Source organism: Streptomyces sp. NPDC044063, from assembly GCF_056434285.1.
Genome location: NZ_JBWKFM010000026.1, coordinates 67,459 through 92,003 on the forward strand (window position 1 = coordinate 67,459; position 24,545 = coordinate 92,003).

A 24,545-nucleotide genomic window follows, 5' to 3' on the forward strand; every position below is an offset into this window, starting at 1 on the left:
GATCGCTGAACGTATTTACGAACCATGCACATTTGACCAGTCGGGCCCGCTGACCAGCGGCTACGAGTGACTGCCCCTATACACGCAACGAGTTCCCATACGCCACGTGGGATAAGTCACACCCTCACCACCCCTGCTTCGTGAGGCGGGAGCATGACCGGCTGGGCGGCCTGCCGGCGCGTTAGGTTACGGACGTGTCATCGAATTCGAACGTACGTCGCCCGTCCCGGCGGGCCTTCCTGCTCACCGCGACCGTCGGCGTCCTCGGTGCCGGCGGATACGCGGGGTGGGAGCTCCTGCGGGACCAGGACGTCCCCGCCCCGCCGCCGCGCACACCGCTGTGGACCTTCGAGGCGCGGGAAGACCTGCGTTGGGACGTGGTTCACGACGACCGCACTCTCTTCGCCGCCACGGAGTACCCTCCACGACTGCTCGCGGTGGATGCCGCCAGTGGGCGCGGCCGCTGGAGTGTGCAGGTGGGCAAGGAGTACCGCGAGGGCGGCCCCATCGCCGTCGCGGACGGCACCGTGTATCAGGTCGCCGACAACGGCATGGTCCGGGCGCACCGGGCGGAGGACGGTCAGCAGCTGTGGTCCGCCGGGCCGGTCGGCATGGGATCTCCGTGGACGCCGGTGATACTCGGCTCCACCGTCTGCGTCCACCTGCAGCGCAACACCGACGACGACGGGCCTGTGGCGCCTGGCGTCCTGTGCGGTCTGGACGCCGCGACGGGGCGGGAGCGCTGGCGCGCTCCGTCCTCCGGAATCGTCCAAGCCCTGCCACGGCGGCGGCTCCTGCTCGCCCGCGTCGGCGAGCTCGCCGGGGAGAAGGCCGATGGGAGGGCCGACACCCGTCCGGTCGGGGCCTTGGATCCGCTCACCGGTGCGGCACGCTGGAAGGCGCCGGCCTTCGGCGAAAGGGACGCCATCGCTCTCGCGCCGAACGGTGAGACCGTCTACCTGCTCGACGAGCGGCACCGACTGTGCGCGTACGGCACCGCGGCGGGTGAACGCCGGTGGCGGGCCGACGCCATGGACGGGGTGATCACCGCGGCGGAGGACGGCAGCACGGTGTACGTATGTACGGTCCGTGGTGACCTCGCCGCCTACGACGCCGCGAACGGTGAACAGCGCTGGCGGCGAACCGTCACCAAGGACGTCTGCCGCCCGGTCCCCGTCCAGCACGACGGGCGCGTCTTCCTCACGTCCGGCGAGGGGCTCGGGCATGAGGGATTTGCCGACCTGTTCGGCATGGGCGGCGAGCGCGGGTACGTACTCGCGCTGTCCGCGGACAGCGGTAAGAAGCTGTGGCGCGTCGATCGCTTGGAGACGTGCTGGTCGGCTCCTCAGGTGGCCGGTGACGATGTGATCGTCGCCCATGGCTCGGCCTGGTGGGCCTACAGCGCTCGTACCGGCGAACCGACGTGGCGCCTGAATACCGGCAGTTCCCTCGCCGGCAGCTCGTATGTCGTCTCGGGTGTCCTGTACGGCGTCGCCTCGAAAACGATTCAGGCTGTCAGGCTCTGACGTTCCTGTGTTCGCGTCGTTGTCTCCGTATGTCTCCCTACACTGCGGGCATGGCATGCCGCATCAGTGAGCTGGTCATCGACGCCGCCGACCCCGACCGGCTGGCCGCGTTCTGGAGCGAGGTCCTCGGCTACGTCGAACTCGGGCGGGAGGACGACGGAAGCATCGAGATCGGGCCGCCCGACGCCGGCTTCGGCGGGCCGCAGCCCACCCTCGTCTTCAGCCCCAGTGGCGACCCACGGACCGGGAAGCTCCGACTCCACATCGACATCAACGCCACCGACCGCGACCAGGACGCCGAGTTGGAGCGCCTCTCGCTCTCGGCGCCAGACCCGCCGACGTCGGCCAGACCGGCAACGAGAGCTGGCGCGTCCTGGCCGACCCGGAAGGCAACGAGTTCTGCCTCCTGCACGCCCGGCTCCAGCCGCTCTGACCACGCTCGAGAGGGAAAAAGGATTGTGCACACCGTGGACCAGGAGAACGTGAGCGCCGCCCTGATCGTCGCCGTGCCCGCCGCGAGGGTGTTCGCGGTGCTGGCGGACCCGACGACCCATTCCGCGATCGACGGCACCGGCTGGGTCCAGGAAGCCGTCGACCGGGCGCCGCTGACCGAGGTGGGCCAGGTCTTTCGGATGGACATGTACCACCCCGACCATCCTGACGGTGACTACCGGGTGGCCAACAAGGTGCACGTGCTCGACCCGCCGCGGGCCATCGGCTGGCTGACGGGGCAGGAGAAGGACGACGGCCACCTGGAGTTCGGCGGCTGGTTCTGGCGCTACGACCTCACGCCGCGCGGCCCGTCCGAGACGGAGGTCACGCTCACCTACGACTGGTCGGCGGTGCCGCAGTCCATCCGGGAGTACCTCCACTTCCCGCCGTTCGGGCCTGAGCACCTCACCAACTCGCTGCACCACCTGGCCGAGCTCGCCTCCGGTACGTGATGTCGTCGGGCAACTGGCGCCCGCCTTGATCTGACCGATACCTCGTAGCCAGTGCTCTACGGGCCGGGCCGTTCAGATCGGCAGCCCCACCAGCCCCCATCCGCGACGGCGGGCTTCTTCGACGACCTCGGCCCATCCGTGGAGCAGCATGGTGAATTCCTCGAACGTGCCGACCCATTGCCCGGGCGCCGCCGCGTGGGCGTCGAAGGGGGCGCGCAGCGCTTCGAGGCGAGGGCTGACCGCATTCCACGCGTGGGCCAGGGCAGGTATGTCCGGAGGCGGGCAGTAGGCCCACATGGCGCCGTACCAGGGTTCGGCGCCGTTCTCGTCCCGCAGATCATCGTCCGAGCCGGGTGGGAGCCAGATCAGGCCGGCGAGGAAGGTGTCCAGCGTGGTGCGCAGGTCGTCCGGGACGTGCTCGCGCATGGCCTCCCATCGTTCGCCCGCCCGGAAGTGCGGCTTGAACGATCCCACGGTGCCGCCGAACTCGTACCGTGCGCACCAGGAAGGGAACGATCCGTGGCCAGGTGGAAGCCAGGCCCAGCCGTCCTCGAGCGCTCCGTCGTAGTCGTCCGGCTCCGCCGCCTCGATGAGCGCGCGCTCGCGCTCGAGGACGGGGATCTTCTCCAGTTCGGCCCAGTCCACGATGACAGCTGTAATGTCCACTCCCATGATCAGGAGCCTACGGCCTGGCACACGACACGAACCGCGTCGGCAGCACTGGGGAGTGGGCTTCGGGTGGCTCGGGGCCGTCCGGCGTCTCGGGTGACCAACCCGCCGGACAGGCCCCGGCCGTCGGGCAGGTCCTAGGCCGTTTCGAGGATGACGAGCTGCTTCGTCGCTCGCGTCATCGCGACGTAGCGGTCGACCGCTCCCTCGATGCCGTCGCCGAACGCCTTCGGGTCGACGAGGACGACCAGGTCGAACTCCAGGCCCTTCGACAGCTCCGGCGTCAGCGAGCGGACGCGAGGCGTCGATCGGAAGGTGGGGTCGCCGATGACGCAAGCGATGCCCTCGTCGTGGGCGGTGAGCCAGGTGTCCAGGACCGAGTCCAGGTCGGCGGTGGATCCGTAGGTGACGGGGATGTCGCCGCTGCGGATGGAGGTCGGCACGTTGGCGTCCGGGAGCGCGGCGCGGATGACCGGTTCGGCTTCCGTCATGATCTCTTCCGGCGTCCGGTAGTTGATGGTCAGCGAGGCCAGGTCGATCCGGTCGAACCCGATCCGCCCCAGCCGCTCCTGCCACGTCTCGGTGAACCCGTGCCGGGCCTGGGCGCGGTCACCGACGATGGTGAAGCTGCGGGACGGGCAGCGGAGCAGCAGCATCTGCCACTCGGCGTCGGTCAGTTCCTGGGCCTCGTCCACGACGATGTGCGCGAACGGGCCGGCGAGCCGGTCCAGGTCGGTGCCGGGCAGGGCGGTCTCGTCGATCAGGCTGTCCCGCAGGTCCTGTCCGTGCAGCATCGTCACCGCGCCCTCGCCGTCGTCGTCGGAGGCGATGACGTTGTCGATGACGTCGGCCATGCGTGCGCGCTCGGCGGCGACGGCGGCCTTGTGCCGGCGCTTCCGCTGTGCCGTCTGCGGGTCGCCGAGTCGCTGCCGTGCGGCGTCCAGGATCGGCAGGTCGGAGACCGTCCAGGCGTGGGGGGCGTCCTTGCGCTGGAGTGCCCGCACCTCGTCGGGGCCGAGCCAGGGGGCGCACATCCGCAGGTAGGCGGGGACCGACCACAGGTCTCCGACCAGGTCGGCCGCTTCGAGCATCGGCCATGCCCGGTTGAGGGCGCCGAGCAGCTCCCTGTTGCGCAGCAGGGACCTGCGGAGCTGGTCGGGTGAGACCTCCTCGTCGTCACCGCCGTCGTGGGTGTCGTCGTGCTTGTCCATCAGGATCGTGAGCAGCTCCTCCAGGACCTGCTCGCGGGCTTCGTTGTGCGGGGTGCCCGGTTCCGCCGCCGCGAAGGCCACGGCCCAGTCCTTGGCGGTGAGCCGGATGTCGGACCAGGGGGTGGTGATCGTCATCGCCTCGGTGGGCGGCTCCTCGTAGAAGCCGACGGCCTTCTCGATGGCCTTCACCATGTCGGCGGAGGACTTCAGGCGGGCCACCTCCGGGTCGGTCTCGGTCGCCGCCGCGGCTCCTTCGGCGACGAGGTCCCGCAGGGTGCAGGTCTGCACGCCCTCCTCGCCGAGGCTGGGGAGGACGTCGGCGACGTAGGCGAGGTAGGGCTGGTGCGGGCCGACGAACAGCACGCCGCCGCGGCGGTGGCCGAGGCGCGGGTCGGAGTAGAGGAGGTAGGCGGAGCGGTGCAGGGCGACGACGGTCTTGCCCGTGCCCGGGCCGCCGTCGACGACGAGGGCGCCGCGGGATCCCGCGCGGATGATGGCGTCCTGGTCGGCCTGGATGGTGCCGAGCACGTCGCGCATCCGCGGGGAGCGGTTGCCGCCCAGGCTGGCGATGAAGGCGGACTGGTCGTCGAGCGCGGCGTGCCCGGCGAACCCGTCCGAGGTGAACACCTCGTCCCAGTAGTCGCTGATCCGGCCGCGGGTCCAGCGGTACCTGCGGCGGCTCGCCAGGCCCATCGGGTTGCCGTGGGTGGCTCCGAAGAACGGCTCGGCCGCCGGGGAGCGCCAGTCGAGCAGCAGCCGGCGGCCGGTGCTGTCCTTGAGGCCCAGTCGTCCGACGTACACGGGCTCGGAGTCGTCCGCGCCGACCATGTGCCCGAGGCACAGGTCCAGGCCGAATCGGCGCAGCGCGCGCAGGCGGGCGGTCAGCCGGTGGATCTCGAGGTCCCGCTCCATCGCCTGCCGGCCTACGCCACCGGGTGCCCTGCGCAGGTCGTCCAGGCGGTCGGACAGGTCGGCGATGGACTGCTCAAGGCACTCCGCGACGGCCGCGAAGTGCTGCTCGTCGCCGGCGATCAGCGTGGGGTCGGCCTTGGGGGAGAGCCTGTCGGGGAGCTCGAAAGCGCTGGTGGTCGGGGTCGGGGTGTTCACGTGATCAGCTCCGCTGTGAGGCCGCTTGCGACCGGTGTGCATGTGCTTGTGTTCGGGGCCGGGTGTTTCGGGCCGGCTGTTGGGGGCTGCCCCGGAGCCCGGCCCGGTGATTCCGCGTGTATCACCGGGCCGGGCCGGCGACTATTCTCCGCTGATCGTGTCGAGCAGGAGCTTCGCGGCCACCGTCGCCCCGTCGGTGCGGATCGTGTCGGCCACGGCGGTGGCCCGTGCGCGGGTCTCGGGGGCCAGGGCCGTCTTGAGCGCGACCGACAGGGACTCGGTGGTCAGAACCGGGCCGTCGTGAGCCGCGCCGATGCCCAGCTCGGCCACGCGACCGGCCCAGTACGGCTGGTCCGCCATCTGGGGAACCAGCACCTGCGGCGCGCCGGCCCGGGCGGCCGTGGTCGTGGTGCCCGCGCCGCCGTGGTGCACGACGGCGGCCACCCGGCGGAACAGCGCCTGCTGGTTGACCTCACCGACCGCGAAGCAGTCGTCCCGGTCGTCGATCAGGGACAGGTCGGCCCAGCCACGGGAGAGGAGTACGCGGCGGCCCTGCGCACGGACCGCCTCGATGGCCGCCCGGGTGACGTCCTGCGCGTCGCTCGTGGGCAGGGGCATGCTGCCGAAGCCCACGAATACGGGCGGGGTGCCGGCGTCCAGGAACGCCTCCAGATCGGCCGGGAGCGGACGCTCGTCCGGCCGGATCCACGCGCCGGTCTGCACGACGTCGATGTCGGCCGGCTCCGGCCACGGGCCCAGGGTCGGGTCCGCCGCGAGCCACGGGTGGTCGGTGAGGAAATACTCGCGGAAGTTGTCCACCGGCGGCAGACCGAGCGCCGCCCGGTGGGTGGTGAGCCCCAGGCTGAACAGCAGGTTCACGTTCTCGACGTCCAGGTCCCACAGCACCCGGTTGTCGGTGACGCCCGGCGGGAACGGCCGGCCCGGCAGCTCGAACGGCGGGTGGTGCGGCGACGGCAGGTAGGTCGGGAAGTAGGCCACGTACTGGTACGGGACGCCCAGCTTCTCCGCCACCGCCCGCGCGGCGGCCGCGGCGGGAGGCAGGCCGGTCGCCACGACCGCGTCGCACCCCTCGGCCACCGCGGCGACCGACTCGTACGTCGCGGCGAACATCTCGGCCGCGCGCTGCGGCAGGCTCTCCGGCGTCATCGGCTTCGCCCCGGCTATCGCTTCGGTCGCCATCTCACGTATCGACCGGCCGAGCGGCACCAGCGGAAGGCCGACAGCAGCCATCAGCTCCGCGAAGTCCGGCGGCGCGCACATCTGCACCTCCACCCCGACCGCCCGCAACTCCCCCGCAAGCCCCACCATCGGCTCGACGTCCCCACGCGATCCATACGCCAGCAACAGCACACGCACTTCGCGACTCCCCTTTTCCGCGGATTCCGGCCTACGGCCTGAGAACGGTGATTCTGCGGTATGAAGGGGGCCTTGCCGCAAGGCCCCCTGTACGCTATAAATTAAGAGTGGCAAGGAGTGAGTTCACCTCCTTGCCTTTTTTGGTTTTCCCGCCTGCTAGTGGTCGCTCGGGCAACGGTGAGCGGAGCGACGGGCAGGGCCGCCCGCCGCTCCGCTCACCGCCTAGGTCCCGAGGGTCTCCCCGGTCAGCGGGCCTGCCGGCCTGCGCCCGGTCTACGCCAGGGTGCCGCAGTTCGTCTTGTAGCGGGCCACGACGTAGCCGTCGATCTCGCCGCCCCAGTCGACGCACTTGCCCTTGGCGTCCAGATGGACCGGCCCCGCGTACGAGGTGAAGAAGCCGTACTGCTCCTGCTTCGACTTCAGCTCCTGGTTGCGCTGTATCCAGGAGCCCACCCACAGCCGCGAGCCGGACGAGCTGTTCCGCTTGGTGACCACGCAGTTCTTGCCGGTGGCCGCGTTGTAGGCCAGGAAGACCGTCCCGCGGTCCTGGATCGGGATCTGATTGACCTGCTTGTATCCGGTGCCGCACTCCTGGTTGTACGCGGCGGCGGCATGGGCCGGGGCGGCGACGGACGTGCCGGCGCCCGCCACCAGCGTGGTGACGGTCGTGGCAGCGGCGATCAGCGCGGCTCCCGCGACGCGGGTACGTACAGCACGCTTCATTGTGTCCTCCGTAGAAGTCGCAAGTCGCATGGTGCTGGTCGATGGTGGTGCGCGGGACGGCCGTCTCCGTTACCCATATAGACACCCCACTCCCCCGTGGAGTTGCACGCCCCTTCACCCCCACGATGCAAAACCAGCCACCAATGCCGCACGGCGGCGCGTACCCCACTGTCACCGCGCTTCCAGCGAATGGGGCCTCTCAGCGGCGACGGCTCAGTGCACTACATCTCCATCCTGCTGCGCAAAGCCCGGGCCACCGACCGCTCCTGACTGCCAGATCGTCGCCCGGGCCCAGCCACCTCTCCCCCGGCTCAATGAGGAGGCGGTCCGGATGGCTCTCAACGAGCGGGACGTTGAGCCCTGCAGCGGGAGGACTTCGCGGCGGATGTATTCGAACCCTTCGCGCGTGTGGACCAGCGTCGATGGGGTCGGGTGTACCTGCGGGGGCTGTTGCTGGACGGGCAGCGCAAGTCGGTCGAGCCGATGGCGGCCCGGCTCGGTGAGGAGAGCAACCGTCAGGCTCCGGCCCACTTCATCACCTCCAGTCCCTGGGACGCGGCCCATGTACGGGTCCGGCCCGTCTGGAGGATGGAACAGGCCATCAGGCCGACCGCGCTGATCATTGACGACACAGGGTTTCTCAAGAACGGCGACTCCACGGCCTGCGTGACGCGGCAGTACACCGGAACCGCCGGGAAGATCACCAGCTGCCAGGCGGGAGTCTCTTTCACCTGGCCTCCGATCACGCCTCGGCGGCTGTCAACTGGCGGCTGTTCCTCCCTGAAGCCTGGGACCCTGCCTCTGCGAAGGCAGATCCGGACAAGGCGGCCCGCCGCTCGAAGTGCGGCATCCCTGCCGGAGTCGGCCATGTCGAGAAGTGGCAGCCGGCCCTGGACATGGTCGACGAGACACAGTCGTGGGGCATCGACGTGCCTGTGGCCGTCGCCGGCGGTGGATACGGGGACACCGCCGCTTTCCGCCTCGGCCTTGAAGAACGCGGGCTGCACTACGTGGTGGGCATCTCCACCACGGTGACCGCACGCCCCGGCTCGGTGCGGCCGACGATCACCTGAGGGGTTCGTTGTCCGACCGTGCTCGCCGAGGGCCGGCGCATGCCGAGACGGATCACAGCCTCGCGAATTGCAAAAATCTGCAATTCAATACATTCTTAGGTTGCTGTGTCCGCAGGTAGCCGCGGGCACAGCCTTACCTTCCCCCGCGGCTGGGTGATCGAGCGAAGGAGAGAGCGTGCCGGTTCCGCTGTGTCAGGCGAAGGCCGAGTTCTTCCGCATGCTCGGGCACCCGGTGCGCATACGCGTCCTGGAGCTGTTGCAGGCCGGGCCGATGCCGGTACGGGAGTTGCTGGCGGCGATCGAGGTGGAGCCCTCGGCGCTGTCGCAGCAGCTGGCGGTCCTGAGGCGGTCGGGGATCGTGACCTCGACGCGGGACGGCTCGACCGTGGTCTATGAGCTGGCCGGCGGGGACGTGGCGCAGTTGATGCTCGCGGCCCGGAGGATCTTGACCGTGGTGCTGGCCGGCCAGACGGAGCTCTTGGAGGAGCTGCTCGAGGACGAGGTTGCGGCTTCGTGAACCCCGTTCTGCTCGGTGCGGTCGCTCGCCTGCGTGCCGTGATGCCCGCTCGCGCCGACTTCCAGATGATGGCCCGAAATCCGCGTAGGGACCTGCTTGCTGGGCTGACCGTCGCGATCGTGGCTCTGCCTCTCGCGCTGGGATTCGGGGTGTCTTCCGGTCTCGGGGCCGAGGCGGGGCTGGCCACGGCGGTGGTTGCGGGCGCGCTGGCCGCGGTGTTCGGCGGGTCCAACCTTCAGGTGTCGGGGCCCACGGGTGCGATGACGGTGGTGCTGGTGCCGATCGTGGCCCGGTACGGGCCCGGCGGCGTGCTGATGGTGGGGGTGATGGCGGGTGTGCTGCTGATCGCGCTGGCGCTGCTGCGGGCGGGGCAGTACATGCGGTACGTGCCGGCGCCGGTGGTGGAGGGCTTCACTCTCGGGATCGCGTGCGTGATCGGCCTGCAGCAGATACCCAACGCCCTTGGCGTCGCCAAGCCCGAAGGGGAAAAGGTCCTGCTCGTGGCCTGGCGGGCGGTGGAGGAGTTCGCCGCCGCGCCGAACTGGACCGCTGTCGGCCTCTGCCTCGGTGTGGCCGTGGTGATGCTGGCCGGGGCCCGGTGGCGGCCGGGGATCCCGTTCTCGATCGTCGCGGTCATCGCCGTAACCGTCATCGCGCGGCTCTTCCACCTGGACGCGGCGGCCCCCATCGGGGACTTGCCGTCCGGGCTTCCGGCCCCCTCCCTGGCCTTCCTCGACGTCACCGCGCTCGGCTCCCTGATCGCTCCGGCGGTCGCGGTGGCGGCGCTGGCCGCGCTGGAGTCCCTGCTGTCGGCGACGGTGGCGGACGGGATGACGGTCGGGCAGCAGCACAACCCGGACAAGGAGCTGTTCGGGCAGGGAATCGCCAACCTCGCCGCCCCGCTGTTCGGCGGCGTCCCCGCGACGGCCGCGATCGCCCGTACCGCTGTCAACGTCCGCACCGGAGCCTCCTCCCGCCTCGCCTCCCTTACCCATGCCGCCGTTCTCGCGGTGATCGTGTTTGCCGCGGCCCCCCTGGTCTCGAAGATCCCGCTCGCCGCGCTCGCCGGCGTGCTGCTGGCAACCGCGATACGGATGGTCGAGGTCGGCGCGTTGCGCGCGATGGCGAAGGCCACCCGCTCGGATGCCGTGGTCCTCGTCCTGACCGCGGTGGCCACCCTGGCACTCGACCTCGTCTATGCGGTGATCATCGGGCTCCTCGTCGCCGGGGCACTCGCGCTGCGCGCGGTGGCCGCCCAGGCCAGCCTCGACCAGGTCGACTTCCGCCCGGATCTGCCCGGTGAGCACAGCGACGAGGAGCACGCGCTGCTCGCCGAGCACATCGTCGCCTACCGGATCGACGGTCCGCTGTTCTTCGCGGGCGCTCACCGCTTCCTCCTCGAACTCTCCGAGGTCTCCGACGTTCGGGTGGTCATCCTGCGCATGTCGCGGGTGACGACGACGGACGCCACCGGCGCCCTCGTACTGAAGGACGCGGTCGAGAAGCTGAACCGGCGCGGCATCGCCGTGATGACCTCCGGCATCCGCCCCGGCCAGCGCCAGGCCCTGGCATCCGTCGGCGCCCTCGAACTTCTCCAGTACGAGGGCCGCGAGTACGCCACCACCCCCGAAGCGATCGCCGGGGCTCGCAAGCACCTCGAGCAAGCCGGGCTCCTGCCCGTCCGGCACCGCCCCCAGCAGCACCGCACCCGAAAGGCACCGCGATGACCGCCCCCGCCTCCGCAGGCCTGCGCATGATCGAGGTCTCCGGCACCGAAGCACTCTGGCTCCTGGAGGGCTCCACCCAGGGCAGGCTCGTCTACCTCCAGCGTGAGCAGGCCGTCATCCGCCCCGCCACGCATGTCATGGAGTACGGCCGCCTCATCGTGCGCGCACCCATCCAGGCCGCCGCCACTCTGGCCAGGGCAGGGCTGACCTATCAGGTCGATGAGATCCGTCCTGCCGGGACCGGCTGGACCATCAGCGCCCACGGCCCGGCCGATGTCATCACCGACCCGGACGAGGCCTCCCACTACCGGCGCACCCTGTCCGGCTGGAGCCACGGCCCGCACGACACCCTGCTGCGTCTGCATCCGCAGTCCGTGTCCGGGTTCCGCCTCGCCCGCCCCCTTCCGGGGGCGGGCCGATGACGGTCACCCAACTGGAGACGTTGCCGTACCGGCATGTCCTGACAGTGCCCGTGACGGGAGCCGAGCGCTGACGGACGCGGCAAGAGCGTCTGGATCACCCTGCCCCTGTGAAGCCGAGGAATGCGACGATGACGATCGAGTGGCGCTACACCACCCACCACAACCTGGGCGTACTGTCCCTGGCCGGATACCTCGGCGCGGACGCGACCGCCCGCTTCACCGGTGCCATCGGCTGGGCCGAAGCGCGCGGAAGCGGCCCGGTGATCCTGGACCTGACCGAACTGCTGGGCTGGTCGGCCGGCGGCCAGCTCGCGGTCGCCCAGGCCGCCCGACGCCTCGCTGCCGCCGGACGCACCCTCGAACTGGCCGCGATCCCCGCGGACGGCTCCCTCGTCCCCAACGCCAACGAACCGGCTGTCCCCGTCCACTGTGATCTGCCCACCGCCCTCGCCACCCACCACGGCGAGGCATCGACGCACCCCAGCCGGGGCGAGGCAGCGGGATAGGAGTGGCATACCGGCCACTGGCCCGGCACCCCGAGCCCCGCCCGACCGTCCCGACGTGGACCCACCGACTCCGAGAATTGCAGGAATCTGCAATTGTGGAGGTCACACACTGTGTGGGGACGGAAAGGCTGTCCCCATGATGATGAGCGTTGGGTGGATCAGGTGCGCAGTACACGCGCGACGGGCAAAGCGGGCGAAGCCGGCAATACGCAGGCGCCGCTCTACCAGCTCAAGGCGGAGTTCTTCAAAACCCTCGGCCACCCGGTCCGCATCCGCGTCCTGGAACTGCTGAGCGAGCGCGAGTACGCCGTCGCCGAGATGCTCGGCGAGGTCGACATCGAAGCGGCCAGCCTCTCCCAGCAGCTCGCCGTCCTACGCAAGGCCAACCTCGTCCTCACCCGCCGCGAGGGCTCCAACGTGTACTACCGGCTCACCAGCCCCGAGGTCGTCGAACTGCTACGCGTCGCCCGCAGTATCCTCTCCGGCGTCCTGCAAGGCCAGGCCGAACTCCTGGCCAACCTGCGTGCCACCGGCCCGCAGTAGGGGCTGCTCCGAGGTCACACCGCCATCGGACCACGAACGGCGACCGCCTCCCGTCAGTGTGGATTCACTCGCGCTTCCGACATCGGGAGACGGCTCCTCCCTCCCACCCTCAGCCCGCCGGATCCGGATCTGCCCAAGGCCACGGCGGGCAGGGAAACCCACCGCGCCCACGCCCCGCCGACGTGCTCACTTCTGGGCGTGCCGGATCAGGTAGAACAACAGCCACACGCACCCGGCGAACAAATGGGTCCCGAAGATGTGGAAGAAGGCGTGCAGCGCGACACCTTCTCGAGCCGCTTCTCGTGCTCGGCCGCGGCGTCGTTCTCGGACTTCTCCCTCACAGCTGCTCGCCTTCCTTCCCAGCACGGCCGGCTATGCGCCCGCCGCCCGGGCCGGTGTACGGGCGGACGCGGACCTTCACCCCGTGGCGGCCCGCCCAGGCCACGAGGTCGCCGACCTCGTTCGCACCCGCTGTGTGCGTGGCCTGTTCGGTGCTGGCGTCCAGGTAGGTGATCTCGTACACGTGGGCCTCCTCTTGGCTGCTGCTGGTCATGGGGTGCCTTGCGGCAGGATGAAGCGGACCACGACCGTCTTGCCCTGCCCGTCGGCAGCAGGCTCGATCCGTACGTCCCCGCCGTAGAGCCGCGCGAGCTCAGCCACCGTCCGCAGGCCCTCGCCTGCGCAGCGGTGCGGGAGGGCCATCGGCCGGGTGTCCAGGTCTGCGACGCCGACCGCCAGAAGGTGATCGGTCATCGTCAGCGTGACCTCGGCGTCCAGGTCTTGCCGCTGGGGGGCCGGGCCTCTACCGGGCCCCTGGACAGCAGGGCCCGTCATTGGGGTCACGGCCTCTCCGCTTCAACGCCGGTGACCACGCCGTGATCGTGAGCAACGCGGAGCGCGTCCTCCAGTTCCTCGGCGGCCTGCGCCTCCTCGAAGGCGTCGACAGCCTCATGCGCAGCCGCCAGGCGAGCTTGCGCCATGCGGACTCGTTCCAACGCTGCCTGCGCGAACCCGGCCACACCACAACCCCCGCCCATATCCGAAACTAGTAAATTGCATAACTCTGCAAGTCTAGCCGGGTTGGCGGCCTCCAGGGAAAGACGTACACGGGCCAGTGGTCAGGGGATCTCATGAACGCGCTGGGTGGTCAGTTCGTACCGGGCGCCCACGATCGCCAGCTTCCCCGCTGTGATCCTGGCGGCAAGGTCCGGGGCCCCGGCCAGGCGCGACCGCACCAGCCGCACGTTCGCTGTGACCGCAGCGTCGATGCGCGCCTGGCCCCGGAGCCGGCGGTCGATCGCGGGGCGGATCTGATCACCGAGGTAGCGCAGGGGGCCGGGAAGCTCTCCGTCGCCGTCGTCGACGTGTACCGCTGCCGCCACGGCCCCGCACGACTGGTGCCCCAGCACCATGACCAGCGGGATGCCCAACTCGAGCACTCCGTACTCCACGCCGGCCAGCACGGCCGCATCCACAACCTCGCCCGCCGAGCGCACCGTCATCAGGTCACCGAGCCCTTGATCGAAAACCAGCTCCGGAGGGACGCGGGAGTCGACGCAGCCAAGAACGACGGCGAACGGATGCTGCCCAGCCACCAGGTCCTGCCGGACGGCCCGCGTCTCATCGGGATGCCGCTCGTGAAGGCTCCGCCACCGTAGATTGCCCTCGGCCAGTTCCCGCAGTGCGGACTCGGGCGAGGTCGGCCGGGGGCGCCTCAAGCCGAGGCTCGTGGGCGGAGGCGGCGCCCCGGAAGAAGCGAATGCCAGTCCGGCACTCCCGGCCACCGCCCCTAACAGGAGGCCCCGAACAAACCGGCGCCGCCCCACGGCTTGTACATCTTCATGGCGTTGGACATCGATAGTCACAGCTCAACAAGCTAGGCGGAACAGACCCCAAGGCTCCTGTCGCCGGAATCCACTTGGTCCGACCTTGGGAGAATCTTGGACGAAAGCCGCATCAGGCTCCAGACGCATATCAGGCCGAAACTCGCGCGATAGCCGTACCTGACAGTGACCTCGAACTACGGGCGTAGCGGTCGGTGATGGTGTGCGGGCGCCGGGCAGCCTGCAGCACGTTTGCCGGGAAGGCGGGCCCGGCGACGTTGTAGCGGCGCTTGGTCCGGCCCACGGCGGACAGCAGCCCGGCGCGGGTCAGCGCCTGCACGTCCCGGGTCGCCTGCTGCGTGTTGAGCGCTTCGGCCTTCTCATAGCGCGAGCGCCTGACCCAGCCCGTCATGGCCACCTTGTGCAGGGCTGTCACCTGCCGGCGCCGCCGCGGGCGATGAGGAGGGTCTGCTGGGAGCGGGACATCCGGCCGTTGCCGTCGGACCACGGATGGATCTTGACCAGGTTCAGGTGCGCCATGGCGGGCCGGATCAGGACGTGGCTGTCGAGGTCGCCGTCGTTGAGCCAGTCGACGAGCTCGGTCATCAGCCCGGGGACGATTCCCTGGTCCGGGCCGTCGTAGTCGGTGGCGAGCTCGTCGCCGGGGGCGCTGATGCGGATATGGGTCTTGCGCCACTGACCGGCGGTCTTCAGGCGGTGGTGGTGGCCCTGGAGCATCCAGTGCGGGCGTTGAGCAACTCCTTGCTGTAGCGGAAGTCGGCGACGTCGCGGAGGGACTGGATGCAGGTCGTGGCCTGTTGACAGGCCGGCGTCTCCGCCTTGTTCTCCTCGCTCACGTCGACCTCGCGCTCGCCGTCCATCAGGTCAGCGACGTCCTTGGCGTCGGCCCGGTAGCCCTCGATCGTGTTCGACGCCGCGATCGCGCTCGCCGTGAGCGCCTTGCGCAAATCCTGGGTTCACTTCATCGGAACCTGCTGCGCCGGCCGGGGCCGCACAGCTGGGGAGGGTGGTGCGGCAGGTCTCGCAGCGAGCCTGCATCCACACGCATTGTCCGTCGCCCCGCAGACGGATGTGGGGCCGGGTGGCCTTGCCCACAAAGGGACATAACGCAGTCGGCTCACCCTGGGTGACCTCCGAGACCACCATGCAGGGGTGCCAGCTGCCGACTGAGGCTGAGGACGTTGTCGATGGTCCGGGAGTTGGCAATACCGCGGAAAACGGGGACAGGCCGAGCTTCGGGGCCGATGAGCAGACCGGTCTGCCCGTCGAGCGATGCATCAGTGGCGGCGAAGACGGAGGGCTGGGCGGCAACGGAGGCCGGGCCGGCGGTGGAGCGCTCGAAGGTACGGCGGACCAGGGGCCACAGCAGGCGTAGTGGCGGGGAGACGATCTCGGGTGATGTCATAGTGCCGTTGGTCATGCCGGTCGCGGCGCCGCCGGGGTCGGCGGCGAAGACCGTGGTGCCGGTGCCGCGCAGGCGCTCGGCCAGGTGCAGGGTGTAGATGAGGTTGGCGAGCTTGGCCCGGCCGTACCAGTGGAAGCCGTAGTAGCCGCCCGGGGGTTCTACGGCGTCGAAGGTACGCTTGGCGACTTTGATCGCTCCAGAGGTTACGTTGACGATCCGGCTCGGCCTGCCTGCTTGGAGCTGGTCGAGCAGCCGTTCGGTAAGCAGGTATGGCGATAGGTGATTGACGGCGAACGATGCCTCAATGCCATCGACGGTCTGCTGCCGCTGTGCGAACATCGCGCCGACGTTGTTGACCAGCACCTTCAGCGGGCCCTCGGCCGCCAGGTGCGCGGCCAGTGCACGTACCTGGTCGAGCGATGCGAGGTCGGCAGCCACGAAGTGCGGGACGGCTCCGGTCGCGACCGCCGTAATCTCCTTGATGGCGCTCGCGCCTCGCTCAGCATTGCGGCCGATCACCGTGACGGCGAACCCGTGCGCCGCGAGTCCCTTCGCGGTCTCCAGGCCGATACCTCCGGTCCCCGCCGTTACCACTGCCCGCCGACTCATGGCTCCACCCCTTCGCCACCCCTTCGCCACCACACTAACCGGATGGCTATCCGGTTAGGTGAGAGCATGCTACCGCAACCGGATAGCAATCCGGTTAATGAATGAGGCAAAGCGTCCCGGCGGCATCCGGTACGGACACCATGTGTGCACCGCCGTCAGCGCGGCGGGCGTAGGCCCTCGAGCAGGATGCCAAGGTAGAGCTCCCGACGTTCGCTGTCCCCGGAGCGCACGGCATGCTCGACGCCGCAGAGTAGGCGACGCACGTCGTCGGCCTCGATGCCGCTCCGAATGGCATCAGCCAGGCGAGCACGGTCCAGCAGATCGGCGACGGCCTGGTCCAGTTCGGCCTTCATTTTCGAGGTCTGCGCTTCCATAGCGCCCGTGGACTCCAGCACGGCCGCGAAGTCGGGATCGTCCAGCGCGCGGTCAAGAGCGAAGCGCAGCAGACGATGAAGGCCCGCGAGCGCGTCCTCGGCGCCGGCCGCCGCCTGCGCCTCTCCCACCAATTCCCTGAAGCGTTCCACCGAGAGTGCCTCGACCAGCGCATGACGGTTGGGGAAGTGCCGGTAGACCGTCCCCACCCCCACACCGGCGATCCGGGCGATGGTGTTCAGCTGAAGCGAGTGGTCACCGGCGGCCAGTTGCTCGCGGGCGACCTGCAGGACCCGAGCACGATTGCGCGCGGCATCCGCCCGTAGCTCCGTCCTCTGCCTCGCTCTCGGTGTCACGACCCCAGCATAAGCGGCGCCCGTGCACGGCCTGAGAGCCGCAGCCGGCCGAGGTGCACAGCGGTGCGCGGGAATCGCCAAGTACATTGCCCTGCACGCCAGGCTCGGTCTGTGACCCGGTCGCCCAGCGGGCGACCCAGCGAATGCTCAGCGTTTGCCACGCCCAGGGGCCTCGGTGCTGTCAGATCTCGGATCTGGGACTCTGTCGTGTGGCTGAAACCAGTGCCATGCTGAAGCAGCGGCGATCTCCCGCCTCCCCCCGACAAAGAGATCCCCATCGGCCACGTCCACGCGCCCGCATGGGCGGGGCCGCGCCGTCCCTCCCGGCCTCCCCGCGGGAGAGCCGGCCCGGGCCCGGAGAGGGGCCCGGCCGATGCAGGTGCAGCTACTGGCCTCCGCCGAGGATGCCGTTGAGGGCATTGTTGAGCTGGCTGGTGAGGCCGCCGACAGTGCCGGTGACGGTGCCGGGCAGGCTGGTGACGGTGCCGGTGGTCCGGGATTGGCACAGCCCTGTGATCGAACGCGCCTTGTGCCACCGGGGCCGTCGCCATGCCCGGGAGTCAGGCCCGCCCGTCACGCTTCGCGCGTGATCAGCGACCCGACAGGCTGTGAGACGTACTCGCCCCCGGCGTGAACGCTGGGGCCTTCCGCGGAGTCCCGGTAACATCGTGATGCGTGATCACGGTTGCCACTTGGAATGTCCTGCACCGCGTCCATGCCGAGAACTGGGGCGAGGCGGTCCTGACCCGCTGGCCGGACGAGGCGGAGCGGATCGCCGCGATCACGGCGGATCTGGCCGGGCGAGCTGAGCAGGTCGTCGCTCTGCAGGAGGTCAGCGGTGACCAGTTGGCGAGTCTTCGGTCCGCGTTGACCGGTCGGACGATACACACGTTCCGCTATCCACGCGTCCCCAAGCCGCACAACGACGCCTCTTTCCCGCTGTGCGATCCGGGGGAATACCTCGTGCTCCTCGTCGATGGCCCCAGCCGGCGGGTCGCCGCCGAGTCCTTCGCAGACGCCCCGGGCAAGGGAGCGCTGGTCGTCGAGGTCGCCGGAACGCTCGTCATAGCCACCCATGTGAGTGGCGATCACAGGCGCACCGGCCAACTGACCCGCCTGGCGAAACTCGCCACCCCCGCAACCGGTCGCACAGCCGTGCTGCTCGGTGACTTCAATGCCGACCGAGCCAGGGTGGAGTCTGGTCTGGGCCCCGGTTTCGCCGTCGCGGATCTCGCACTCGACGCTTTGCCGACGCGGCCCCCCACCTCGGGTGGCGTGCCGGAGTGGATCGACCACGTGGTGCTGCGGGGTGGCGACGCCATCGGCGCGGAGGTCGTGAACACCTGTGGTCTCTCGGACCACAACCTCGTCCGCGCAACCGTCACCGCGTGAGACCGGAGGTAACCAGCAAAGCGTCCGGCGCCCGGCTTGTCAGCCGCCGCTGACCGGACACTCCTTCCAGGACTCCGCGATCTCCGGGAGAAGCGCGCGCAGCCGAAGCCGACAGGCTTCCACCACCTCGCGGTCGTACTCGGGCACTGTCGCGGTCGCGTCGATCTGCCAGTCGTCGACGTCGTCGCTGGGACGCCAGAGGTCGACGTGGACGCCTGGCGCGAGCCGTCCCTTGCCCGGGGTGTCGTTGGACAGGCTGACCGTGTCCCCGATCCGCATGCCCGTCGCTTCCGTCAGCCGTTGCTTTGCCCGTGCCCGCAGCGGACCGGTGAACCGGAAGACGAACAGGCTCTGTGGCTTCATCGCGAGGTCCCTTTCTCGTTTCGCACAACTATCCAGTCATTCTCGTGGAGCCCTGTCTCGGGGCCCGATGCATCGAACGTGGCCAGGGTCACCTCCCTGCCCCAGGTGTCCTCCCAGCGGTCGGCCCATTCACTCAGAGCGGGTGCGACAGCCCGCAGGAACTTGTGCTTGAAGTGGCCACCGTGACTCGAGACCACCGCGTCGTCCGGGTTCTCCGCGGCGTACGCATGGAATCGCCGAGCCAGTTCCTCGCTGCTCAGTTGGAAGTCGTAGTCGCTCTCGTCGGCTGTGCATGGTGCGTCGGCATGAACTGACCAGCGCTCAATGGGAACCGACCTGCGACCGGAGCGACCCGCATGACCCCACCCGACCCCGCCGTCCAGGCCATGCTGGAAGGCCGCCGGGCCGACACCGGCCGACGCCGCCAGCGCGTCCTCGCTGCCCTGCCGAGGCCGCGAAGGACGGCTCTGAGGTCAGCGTGGCAGCCATCGCCCGCCGCGCGGGTGTCGACCGCACCTTCCTCTACCGCCACCGCGACCTGCTCGGCCAGATCCACGCCCAGGCCGCCGAGGCGCCCACGGTCCCCGGCGGCCTGGGACCGGCCGTCAGCTGGGCCTCGCTGCAGGCAGACCTGGTGTCCGCCGACGCCCGCACCGCCCGCCTCGCCGCCCAGGTCCGGCGCCCCGAAGGCCGCCTTAGCGAGGTCCTGGGCGAGCAGGTCTGGCGCGAGTCCGGCATCGGCGGCCCTGACGACACAGAACAGCTCCAGGCCCGGATCACCACCCTCGAACAGCAAGTCGCCGACCTGGAGCTCAAGCTCCAAGACCGCGACGACGACCTTTCCGCCGCCCGCGCGGCCAACCGCGAGCTGATGGCCCAGCTCAACCGCGGACGCGACACGCCTCCGTCTCCCGGATGAAACCCCAGGCCAACGGCCCCTTGAGCGAATGGACGCCATGGCGGACTCTTGAACGCAGGAGGCCAAAATGCCGAACAAGCGCCCCCGCGGGCCGCAGCCGCACTGGCGGCCCAAGCGGGAGACACTCCGGGTGCTGACCGCGGTCGACGCCGTCCTCGACCGCTACCGCGACCACCTGCCCCTCAGGCCAGGGATACAGAAGTCCAGCACACAGCCCACACCTACCGGGCCGCCCCCAGGCAGCAGGCCACGAACACACTCCTCAACGCTCTTCGGCATCATGAAATCGCTAACAGGCTCTAGAAGGGGTCGCGTGGTGCCCTGGCCGAGGCGATGCACCTCACCGTGCAACGGCACAGTCCCGCCGCAGGGTGCTGCTGAAGGAGCCGCCCGGAGTGATGGAGCAGTGGCTGTCACGGGCAGCAGCGGCTAGAAGACTGATGTAGGGCATCGAGGTGCGCACGTACAAGCGGATGAGCGAGGAGGTCACCGAGATTCCGCAGGCCGTGTGGCCGTGCTGACCGGTCCCAACCTGGACAGAGGATAACGGCCCGGCAGCCGACTGCGCCGTCATCGCCTGCCCCGACGAGACGGTCGCCGGCCGTCTCCAAGCCCTCTGCCACACACCGTACTTCCGCCCGTACACCACCCCCCGACGTCGTCGGCTGCGAGCCGGGGCGGCGTGAAGAACGTAATCGCCCTGGCTGTGGTCATAACCGCAGCATAAGGCTCGGCAACAACGCCACAGCCGCGCTCATCACCCACGGCCTCGCCGAGACCACCCACCTCGGGCGGCCGATCGGCGCGGGCCCGCTGCTTCGGCCCGCCGGTATTGGCGACCTGTCGTGACCTGCTCATCTCGGCCCACGCCAAGGCCAGGGCCCGGCCGCCAACGAGGCCGTGGCAGCAGTGGAACAGACCGTCGAAGGCGTGACCTCCTGTATCTCCGTACTCGGCCTCGCACCCCACCCCCGGGTGGAGACGCCCGTCACCGAGTCCATCGTCAGCATCATCCACGACGGCAAACCTCCCCGCACTGCGGGCAAGGAACTCATAGCCCGCTCGACAACCTCCGAACAACGACACGGGGGACGCGCAGGTGACACCCAGAAACCCGGTGAGGCGCTGCTCGTCGTCTCAGGCCGCCTGTGCGTGGCGGCGGTAGCGGCCGGGTGCTTCGCCGTACTCGCGCTTGAATGCCTTGGCGAAGGCGTACTCGGAGCCGTAGCCGGTGCGTGCGGCGACTGTGGTGAGCGGGGTCTCGGACTCGCGGAGCAGCTTCGCGGCGGTGGTCATGCGCCAGCGGGTCAGGTAGGCCATGGGTGGTTCGCCGACGAGGGTGGTGAAGCGGCGGGCGAAGGCCGCGCGGGACAGGCCGACCCGTGCGGCGAGGGATTCCACGGTCCACTGGGCGGCGGGGTCCTCGTGGAGGGCGGCCAGCGCCGGGGCGATGGCGGAGTCGCCGAGGGCGGCGGCCCAGCCGCAGGCCGTGGCGGGCGGCTGTTCCTGCAGCCAGGCGCGGAGGATGTAGAGGAGCAGCGAGTCGATCAGCGCCGGGACGATGCCGGCCGATCCGCAGCGCGGGTTGTCCAGTTCGGAGCGCAGCAGCTGCACGGCGGCGCTGAGCTCGGGGTGGTGGCCGTGGCGGGTGGTGAGGTGGATGATCTCGGGCAGCTGGCGGACCAGTGGGTGGGGGCGGTTCCGGTCGAGGTGGTAGTTGCCGCACAGCAGGGTGGTGGAGGGGCCGTCGCCGCCGATGGTCACGGTGCCCATGGGCGAGCCCGGGCTGTACTGGTCGGGCCGTTCCTCCTCGGCCGGTGTGTCGGGGTGGTCGGCGAGGATGTGGCCGGGGCCGTTCCGCAGGAAGACCACGTCTCCGGGGCCGAGGGCGATGGGTGCCAGGTGGGGTGCGTCCTTCAGCGGGACGAGCCAGCAGGTGCCGTGGAGGACCACGTGGAATCCGGCGCCGGCGACCTCCGGGAGGCGCAGGCCCCAGGGGGCGCGTCCATGGGTCCGTACGGACTGGGGGTGCCCGGTCCGCATGGAGCCGAGCGCCTCGGTCAGGATGTCCAACGCCGTTCCCTCTCCCCCGCTTTCGGTGGTCGCCGGGTAGCTCCGGCACCGGGCGACCACCTTACGGTCTGCCATCGCGACGGCCGACTTCAGTCGACGGTCAGGACGACCTTGCCCTGGACGCGCCCCGAGCCGACCAGCTCGTGGGCCTCGGCGGCCGCCTCCAGCGGGAAGGTCTCGGTGACGTGCGGGCGGATGCGGCCGGCGTCGACGAGCGCGGCGATCGCCTCCAGCGAGGCGTAGTCGGGCTCCACGGAGACCCCGGCGAAGTGGCGGCCCGCGGCCTCGACCTGGGCGGCCAGCTCCTGGTTCCCGTGCTCCATGATGCTCACGAGAGTGCCGCCGGTGCGCAGCACGGACAGCGAGCGGAGGCCCTCGGAGCTGGAGTCGAAGACAACGTCCAGGTCGGTCAGTGCCTCGGTGTAGTCGGTGGTGCGGTAGTCGATCACCTCGTCGGCGCCCAGGCTCCGTACGAAGTCGTGCTTGGCGGCGCTGGCGAGGCCGATGACGTGGGCGCCCCGGGCCTTGGCGATCTGCACCGCGAAGTGGCCCACACCGCCGGCCGCGCGGTGGACCAGCACCCGCTGCCCCTCCGTGACCTGCGCCGCGTCCACCAGGCCCTGCCAGGCGGTGAGTGCCGCGAGCGGGATCGCGGCGGCGTGCACGTGGTCGATGGACGCGGGCTTGCGGGCCACTTGGCGCGAGGGGACGGCGACGTACTCGGCGTACGCGTTCGCGGCGCGCGGGAAGAACGGCATGCCGAAGACCTCGTCTCCCGGCTTGAAGCGGGCACCGGGGCCGGCCTCCTCGACGACGCCGGAGATGTCCCAGCCGACCCCGAACGGCGGCTCGCCGAGCAGCGGGTAGGCACCGGACCGGACGGCCACGTCGACCGGGTTCACGCCGCTGGCGTGGACGCGGACGAGGACCTCGCCGCCGAGCGGGGTGGGACGCTCGGTCTCGACGACCTCCAGGACCTCGGGTCCGCCGAAGGACTTCTGGATGACAGCGCGCATGGTGGATCTCCCTGTTCTCTGGCCGGGCGGACCGCCGGACTCCTCCGGCGGCCCGCCTCGTGCGGTTGATGTGCTCAACTCTAGGAAGATCGAACGAGCCGATGAATATCTCTCAGTCTCCAAAAGATGTCCGATCGTCTCGCTCACGGGGAAGCGTCGTCAGAGCGCTGGTCCCGGTCCGGTCATTCTCGAGGCCGAGGGCGGCTCGCCCGTGTTGCGGGGGAAGCGGGTCGGTCCTCACGGGCGGTGATCAGGGGCGGCGCGGCGGCCAGGATGGATCACATCGGACAGCGAACAACTCCCCGGGAGCCGCCATGGTTTCCTCCCGCCGCACGACCGCCGCCGTGCTCGCCGCCCTCGCCGTGCTCGCCGCCCTCGCCGTGACCATCACCCTGGCCGGTGCCTCCACCGCCGCCGCCGACCACCATGAGGCACGCAAACCCGCGGTGGCGAGCGTGAGCGGGAGCGCGAGGTGCGGGTGACGTTCCCTGGAACGGCCTGAACCTGGACGACCAGGGCCAGCACGTCCCCGTCGGCACCTGCATGGCCCCCGCGCCCTACGCGCCCGTCGTCAAGGGCGGCTACACCGTCAAGCACACCGGGCTGCCGTCGCCGGAGGGGCGAACGGGCCGCCGCTCGGCAGTAGTGAGCGTGACGCGGCTCACCGGCGAACAGTGACAGGGGGTTGTCGCGGACGGCTGCGATGGTCGACCGCATGATGATCACCGATGAGGACTGTCTCGCCCAGACCCTGGCATTCAACAAGGAATTCGAGGCCGCTGCCGCGACCCGCCCGGCACGCGAAGGGGTGCCGGACGCAGCCCTGCTGGCCACCCTTCGACGCAACCGGCTCGGTGGCGACACGCCACCGGTGCGACTGCCTCAGGGCCAGGACCGCGTCATCGCCGGCGGAGTGAAGGTCCGGGCGTTCGTACCCGACCGCGTCGAGGGCGTGTATGTGCACATACACGGAGGCGGCTGGGTCTTCGGCTCCGCCGACGGACAGGACGAAAGACTGTGGCGGCTCGCGGAGCGAGCACGGCTGGCCGTGATCAGCGTGGAGTACCGTCTCGCGCCGGAACACCCCTTCCCCGCCGGGCCCGACGACTGCGAGGCGGCAGCCCGATGGCTGGTGAAGAACGCGGCGGCCGAGTTCGGCACCCAGCGGCTGCTCATCGGGGGCGAATCGGCCGGTGCCCACCTGAGCGTCGTGACGCTGCTGCGCCTTCGTGACCGGCACGGCATCACCGGCGCGTTCCGGGCGGCCCACCTGCTCTTCGGCCCCTACGACCTGTCGATGACACCGAGTCAGCGTTCGTTCGGATCGAGGCGGCTGCTGACCAATACCGACACACTGCGGCGCACCTACGAGATGTTCACCCCCGGCATGGCGGCGGAGCAGCGCCGCGACCCCGAGGTCTCACCCCTGTTCGCCGACCTCACCGGTCTGCCGCCGGCCCGGATCGTCGTCGGCACCGAGGATCCGCTGCTGGACGACTCACTGTTCCTGGCCAGGCGGTGGCAGGCGGCGGGCTCACCCGTGCAACTCGGTGTCGTCGCCGGCGCCATGCATGGCTTCACCCTGTTCCCCCTGACCGTCACCGAGCGGGAACTGCGGCGCGAGCAGGACTTCCTGTCCTCCGCGGGACGGTAGCGTCGCCGGCATGAACCGCACTACCCGGCTCTACGCACTGGTGGAGGAGTTGCGGGGGGGGGGGGGGGGGGGGGGGGGGGGGGGGGGGGGGGGGGGGGGGGGGGGGGGGGGGGGGGGGGGGGGGGGGGGGGGGGGGGGGGGAAGAGGGGGGGAGGGGGGGGGGGGGGGTGGGGGAAGGGGGGAGAAATCGTTGGCAA

31 protein-coding genes and 2 pseudogenes are annotated in these 24,545 nt (G+C 70.2%); 15 read left to right on the plus strand and 18 right to left on the minus strand.

Annotated elements, in window-relative coordinates:
• The first annotated feature begins 194 nt into the window (after window positions 1–194).
• From AC07BS_RS27310 to AC07BS_RS27320, 3 genes and pseudogenes are all read left to right on the plus strand, one after another.
• On the plus strand, window positions 195–1,526 hold the full coding sequence (locus tag AC07BS_RS27310) for an outer membrane protein assembly factor BamB family protein (protein ID WP_478934794.1): 1,332 nt from the start codon (window positions 195–197) through the stop codon (window positions 1,524–1,526).
• Window positions 1,527–1,576: 50 nt separating this feature from the next.
• Window positions 1,577–1,959: pseudogene (locus AC07BS_RS27315) on the plus strand (VOC family protein).
• A gap of 34 nt (window positions 1,960–1,993) precedes the next feature.
• Entirely contained in the window at window positions 1,994–2,470 is a 477-nt protein-coding gene (locus AC07BS_RS27320) for an SRPBCC family protein (RefSeq protein ID WP_478934795.1), read from the plus strand.
• Between the two features lie 72 nt (window positions 2,471–2,542).
• Here AC07BS_RS27320 and AC07BS_RS27325 read toward each other — a convergent pair whose 3' ends face one another.
• The 4 genes from AC07BS_RS27325 to AC07BS_RS27340 all read right to left on the minus strand — a co-directional run bounded on the left by AC07BS_RS27325 (window position 2,543) and on the right by AC07BS_RS27340 (window position 7,557).
• A complete protein-coding gene (locus AC07BS_RS27325) occupies window positions 2,543–3,142 on the minus strand; it encodes a hypothetical protein (RefSeq protein ID WP_478649683.1) in 600 nt (199 codons plus the stop codon).
• 134 nt (window positions 3,143–3,276) lie between these two features.
• The gene (gene helR, locus AC07BS_RS27330) at window positions 3,277–5,457 is read right to left on the minus strand and encodes an RNA polymerase recycling motor ATPase HelR (protein ID WP_478934796.1); all 2,181 of its coding nucleotides are present in this window, start codon (window positions 5,455–5,457) and stop codon (window positions 3,277–3,279) included.
• A 141-nt stretch (window positions 5,458–5,598) separates the two neighbouring features.
• On the minus strand, window positions 5,599–6,786 hold the full coding sequence (locus tag AC07BS_RS27335; RefSeq protein WP_478934797.1) for a glycosyltransferase: 1,188 nt from the start codon (window positions 6,784–6,786) through the stop codon (window positions 5,599–5,601).
• Window positions 6,787–7,107: 321 nt separating this feature from the next.
• The gene (locus AC07BS_RS27340; protein WP_478649679.1) at window positions 7,108–7,557 is read right to left on the minus strand and encodes a spore-associated protein A; all 450 of its coding nucleotides are present in this window, start codon (window positions 7,555–7,557) and stop codon (window positions 7,108–7,110) included.
• Window positions 7,558–7,917: 360 nt separating this feature from the next.
• On the opposite strand from AC07BS_RS27340, the pseudogene AC07BS_RS27345 reads away from it, so the two are divergent.
• From AC07BS_RS27345 to AC07BS_RS27370, 6 genes and pseudogenes are all read left to right on the plus strand, one after another.
• Window positions 7,918–8,618 (plus strand): annotated as a pseudogene (locus tag AC07BS_RS27345) (IS701 family transposase); the annotation flags it as partial.
• A gap of 187 nt (window positions 8,619–8,805) precedes the next feature.
• Window positions 8,806–9,147: an ArsR/SmtB family transcription factor gene (locus AC07BS_RS27350; RefSeq protein WP_478649677.1), complete on the plus strand. Its 342-nt coding sequence runs from the start codon at window positions 8,806–8,808 to the stop codon at window positions 9,145–9,147.
• A gap of 41 nt (window positions 9,148–9,188) precedes the next feature.
• The gene (locus AC07BS_RS27355) at window positions 9,189–10,874 is read left to right on the plus strand and encodes a SulP family inorganic anion transporter (protein ID WP_478649765.1); all 1,686 of its coding nucleotides are present in this window, start codon (window positions 9,189–9,191) and stop codon (window positions 10,872–10,874) included.
• Window positions 10,871–11,296 carry a pyridoxamine 5'-phosphate oxidase family protein gene (locus tag AC07BS_RS27360; protein ID WP_478934798.1) on the plus strand — a complete coding sequence of 142 codons (426 nt, stop codon included), beginning with the start codon at window positions 10,871–10,873 and terminating at the stop codon, window positions 11,294–11,296. Before AC07BS_RS27355 ends, AC07BS_RS27360 begins: the two co-directional genes overlap by 4 nt.
• Before the next feature lie 128 nt (window positions 11,297–11,424).
• Window positions 11,425–11,802: an STAS domain-containing protein gene (locus AC07BS_RS27365; protein ID WP_478649673.1), complete on the plus strand. Its 378-nt coding sequence runs from the start codon at window positions 11,425–11,427 to the stop codon at window positions 11,800–11,802.
• 162 nt (window positions 11,803–11,964) lie between these two features.
• On the plus strand, window positions 11,965–12,345 hold the full coding sequence (locus tag AC07BS_RS27370; RefSeq protein WP_478649670.1) for an ArsR/SmtB family transcription factor: 381 nt from the start codon (window positions 11,965–11,967) through the stop codon (window positions 12,343–12,345).
• Window positions 12,346–12,531: 186 nt separating this feature from the next.
• Here AC07BS_RS27370 and AC07BS_RS27375 read toward each other — a convergent pair whose 3' ends face one another.
• The 11 genes from AC07BS_RS27375 to AC07BS_RS27425 form a co-directional block, all read right to left on the minus strand.
• A complete protein-coding gene (locus tag AC07BS_RS27375) occupies window positions 12,532–12,711 on the minus strand; it encodes a DUF6126 family protein (protein ID WP_478934799.1) in 180 nt (59 codons plus the stop codon).
• Window positions 12,683–12,898 (minus strand): hypothetical protein, encoded by a 216-nt coding sequence (locus AC07BS_RS27380; RefSeq protein ID WP_478649666.1) that lies wholly within the window; start codon window positions 12,896–12,898, stop codon window positions 12,683–12,685. Before AC07BS_RS27380 ends, AC07BS_RS27375 begins: the two co-directional genes overlap by 29 nt.
• Complete coding sequence (locus tag AC07BS_RS27385; protein ID WP_478649663.1) at window positions 12,895–13,098, minus strand: hypothetical protein; 204 nt, start codon at window positions 13,096–13,098, stop codon at window positions 12,895–12,897. The genes AC07BS_RS27380 and AC07BS_RS27385 overlap by 4 nt, the downstream gene beginning before the upstream one ends.
• A gap of 86 nt (window positions 13,099–13,184) precedes the next feature.
• A complete protein-coding gene (locus AC07BS_RS27390) occupies window positions 13,185–13,325 on the minus strand; it encodes a hypothetical protein (RefSeq protein WP_478649662.1) in 141 nt (46 codons plus the stop codon).
• A gap of 138 nt (window positions 13,326–13,463) precedes the next feature.
• Entirely contained in the window at window positions 13,464–14,204 is a 741-nt protein-coding gene (locus AC07BS_RS27395; RefSeq protein WP_478934820.1) for a carbonic anhydrase, read from the minus strand.
• A 115-nt stretch (window positions 14,205–14,319) separates the two neighbouring features.
• Entirely contained in the window at window positions 14,320–14,604 is a 285-nt protein-coding gene (locus AC07BS_RS27400; protein WP_478934800.1) for a hypothetical protein, read from the minus strand.
• Window positions 14,601–14,906 carry a Fic family protein gene (locus AC07BS_RS27405; RefSeq protein ID WP_478934801.1) on the minus strand — a complete coding sequence of 102 codons (306 nt, stop codon included), beginning with the start codon at window positions 14,904–14,906 and terminating at the stop codon, window positions 14,601–14,603. The genes AC07BS_RS27400 and AC07BS_RS27405 overlap by 4 nt, the downstream gene beginning before the upstream one ends.
• Complete coding sequence (locus AC07BS_RS27410; protein ID WP_478934802.1) at window positions 14,879–15,136, minus strand: hypothetical protein; 258 nt, start codon at window positions 15,134–15,136, stop codon at window positions 14,879–14,881. Before AC07BS_RS27410 ends, AC07BS_RS27405 begins: the two co-directional genes overlap by 28 nt.
• A gap of 170 nt (window positions 15,137–15,306) precedes the next feature.
• Window positions 15,307–16,203, minus strand: a complete 897-nt coding sequence (locus AC07BS_RS27415) for an SDR family NAD(P)-dependent oxidoreductase (protein WP_478934803.1) — start codon at window positions 16,201–16,203, stop codon at window positions 15,307–15,309.
• 155 nt (window positions 16,204–16,358) lie between these two features.
• On the minus strand, window positions 16,359–16,931 hold the full coding sequence (locus AC07BS_RS27420) for a TetR/AcrR family transcriptional regulator (protein ID WP_478934804.1): 573 nt from the start codon (window positions 16,929–16,931) through the stop codon (window positions 16,359–16,361).
• A gap of 385 nt (window positions 16,932–17,316) precedes the next feature.
• Complete coding sequence (locus AC07BS_RS27425; RefSeq protein ID WP_478934805.1) at window positions 17,317–17,508, minus strand: hypothetical protein; 192 nt, start codon at window positions 17,506–17,508, stop codon at window positions 17,317–17,319.
• A gap of 98 nt (window positions 17,509–17,606) precedes the next feature.
• Between AC07BS_RS27425 and AC07BS_RS27430 the strand changes: the two genes are divergently transcribed.
• Complete coding sequence (locus tag AC07BS_RS27430; RefSeq protein ID WP_478934806.1) at window positions 17,607–18,323, plus strand: endonuclease/exonuclease/phosphatase family protein; 717 nt, start codon at window positions 17,607–17,609, stop codon at window positions 18,321–18,323.
• A 39-nt stretch (window positions 18,324–18,362) separates the two neighbouring features.
• Here AC07BS_RS27430 and AC07BS_RS27435 read toward each other — a convergent pair whose 3' ends face one another.
• Window positions 18,363–18,686: a hypothetical protein gene (locus AC07BS_RS27435; protein WP_478649641.1), complete on the minus strand. Its 324-nt coding sequence runs from the start codon at window positions 18,684–18,686 to the stop codon at window positions 18,363–18,365.
• A gap of 478 nt (window positions 18,687–19,164) precedes the next feature.
• Between AC07BS_RS27435 and AC07BS_RS27440 the strand changes: the two genes are divergently transcribed.
• Window positions 19,165–19,605, plus strand: a complete 441-nt coding sequence (locus tag AC07BS_RS27440; protein WP_478934807.1) for a hypothetical protein — start codon at window positions 19,165–19,167, stop codon at window positions 19,603–19,605.
• A 756-nt stretch (window positions 19,606–20,361) separates the two neighbouring features.
• Window positions 20,362–20,454 carry a hypothetical protein gene (locus AC07BS_RS27445; protein ID WP_478934821.1) on the plus strand — a complete coding sequence of 31 codons (93 nt, stop codon included), beginning with the start codon at window positions 20,362–20,364 and terminating at the stop codon, window positions 20,452–20,454.
• A gap of 288 nt (window positions 20,455–20,742) precedes the next feature.
• Here the strand turns inward: AC07BS_RS27445 and AC07BS_RS27450 are convergent, their stop codons facing one another.
• Together AC07BS_RS27450 and AC07BS_RS27455 are read right to left on the minus strand one after the other, a co-directional pair.
• Window positions 20,743–21,678: an AraC family transcriptional regulator gene (locus tag AC07BS_RS27450; protein ID WP_478934808.1), complete on the minus strand. Its 936-nt coding sequence runs from the start codon at window positions 21,676–21,678 to the stop codon at window positions 20,743–20,745.
• A gap of 89 nt (window positions 21,679–21,767) precedes the next feature.
• Window positions 21,768–22,694 carry an NADP-dependent oxidoreductase gene (locus AC07BS_RS27455; protein WP_478934809.1) on the minus strand — a complete coding sequence of 309 codons (927 nt, stop codon included), beginning with the start codon at window positions 22,692–22,694 and terminating at the stop codon, window positions 21,768–21,770.
• A gap of 314 nt (window positions 22,695–23,008) precedes the next feature.
• On the opposite strand from AC07BS_RS27455, the gene AC07BS_RS27460 reads away from it, so the two are divergent.
• The 3 genes from AC07BS_RS27460 (at window position 23,009) to AC07BS_RS27470 (ending at window position 24,348) form a co-directional block, all read left to right on the plus strand.
• Window positions 23,009–23,176, plus strand: a complete 168-nt coding sequence (locus AC07BS_RS27460) for a hypothetical protein (protein ID WP_478934810.1) — start codon at window positions 23,009–23,011, stop codon at window positions 23,174–23,176.
• A 61-nt stretch (window positions 23,177–23,237) separates the two neighbouring features.
• Window positions 23,238–23,372: a hypothetical protein gene (locus AC07BS_RS27465; protein ID WP_478649630.1), complete on the plus strand. Its 135-nt coding sequence runs from the start codon at window positions 23,238–23,240 to the stop codon at window positions 23,370–23,372.
• Window positions 23,373–23,409: 37 nt separating this feature from the next.
• Window positions 23,410–24,348, plus strand: coding sequence for an alpha/beta hydrolase (locus AC07BS_RS27470; RefSeq protein ID WP_478649628.1), 939 nt, complete (start codon window positions 23,410–23,412; stop codon window positions 24,346–24,348).
• The last annotated feature ends 197 nt before the right edge of the window (window positions 24,349–24,545 follow it).

Coding starts and splice junctions, on each gene's coding strand:
- AC07BS_RS27380 (WP_478649666.1), bottom strand. CDS start 12,898: ATGACCAGCAGCAGCCAAGAGGAGGCCCACGTGTACGAGATCACCTAC.
- AC07BS_RS27455 (WP_478934809.1), bottom strand. CDS start 22,694: ATGCGCGCTGTCATCCAGAAGTCCTTCGGCGGACCCGAGGTCCTGGAG.
- AC07BS_RS27355 (WP_478649765.1), top strand. CDS start 9,189: ATGCCCGCTCGCGCCGACTTCCAGATGATGGCCCGAAATCCGCGTAGG.
- AC07BS_RS27435 (WP_478649641.1), bottom strand. CDS start 18,686: ATGAAGCCACAGAGCCTGTTCGTCTTCCGGTTCACCGGTCCGCTGCGG.
- AC07BS_RS27465 (WP_478649630.1), top strand. CDS start 23,238: ATGGCCCCCGCGCCCTACGCGCCCGTCGTCAAGGGCGGCTACACCGTC.
- AC07BS_RS27340 (WP_478649679.1), bottom strand. CDS start 7,557: ATGAAGCGTGCTGTACGTACCCGCGTCGCGGGAGCCGCGCTGATCGCC.
- AC07BS_RS27390 (WP_478649662.1), bottom strand. CDS start 13,325: ATGGCGCAAGCTCGCCTGGCGGCTGCGCATGAGGCTGTCGACGCCTTC.
- AC07BS_RS27460 (WP_478934810.1), top strand. CDS start 23,009: ATGGTTTCCTCCCGCCGCACGACCGCCGCCGTGCTCGCCGCCCTCGCC.
- AC07BS_RS27325 (WP_478649683.1), bottom strand. CDS start 3,142: ATGGGAGTGGACATTACAGCTGTCATCGTGGACTGGGCCGAACTGGAG.
- AC07BS_RS27385 (WP_478649663.1), bottom strand. CDS start 13,098: ATGACCGATCACCTTCTGGCGGTCGGCGTCGCAGACCTGGACACCCGG.
- AC07BS_RS27365 (WP_478649673.1), top strand. CDS start 11,425: ATGACGATCGAGTGGCGCTACACCACCCACCACAACCTGGGCGTACTG.
- AC07BS_RS27360 (WP_478934798.1), top strand. CDS start 10,871: ATGACCGCCCCCGCCTCCGCAGGCCTGCGCATGATCGAGGTCTCCGGC.
- AC07BS_RS27470 (WP_478649628.1), top strand. CDS start 23,410: ATGATGATCACCGATGAGGACTGTCTCGCCCAGACCCTGGCATTCAAC.
- AC07BS_RS27405 (WP_478934801.1), bottom strand. CDS start 14,906: ATGCTCCAGGGCCACCACCACCGCCTGAAGACCGCCGGTCAGTGGCGC.
- AC07BS_RS27415 (WP_478934803.1), bottom strand. CDS start 16,203: ATGAGTCGGCGGGCAGTGGTAACGGCGGGGACCGGAGGTATCGGCCTG.
- AC07BS_RS27335 (WP_478934797.1), bottom strand. CDS start 6,786: ATGGTGGGGCTTGCGGGGGAGTTGCGGGCGGTCGGGGTGGAGGTGCAG.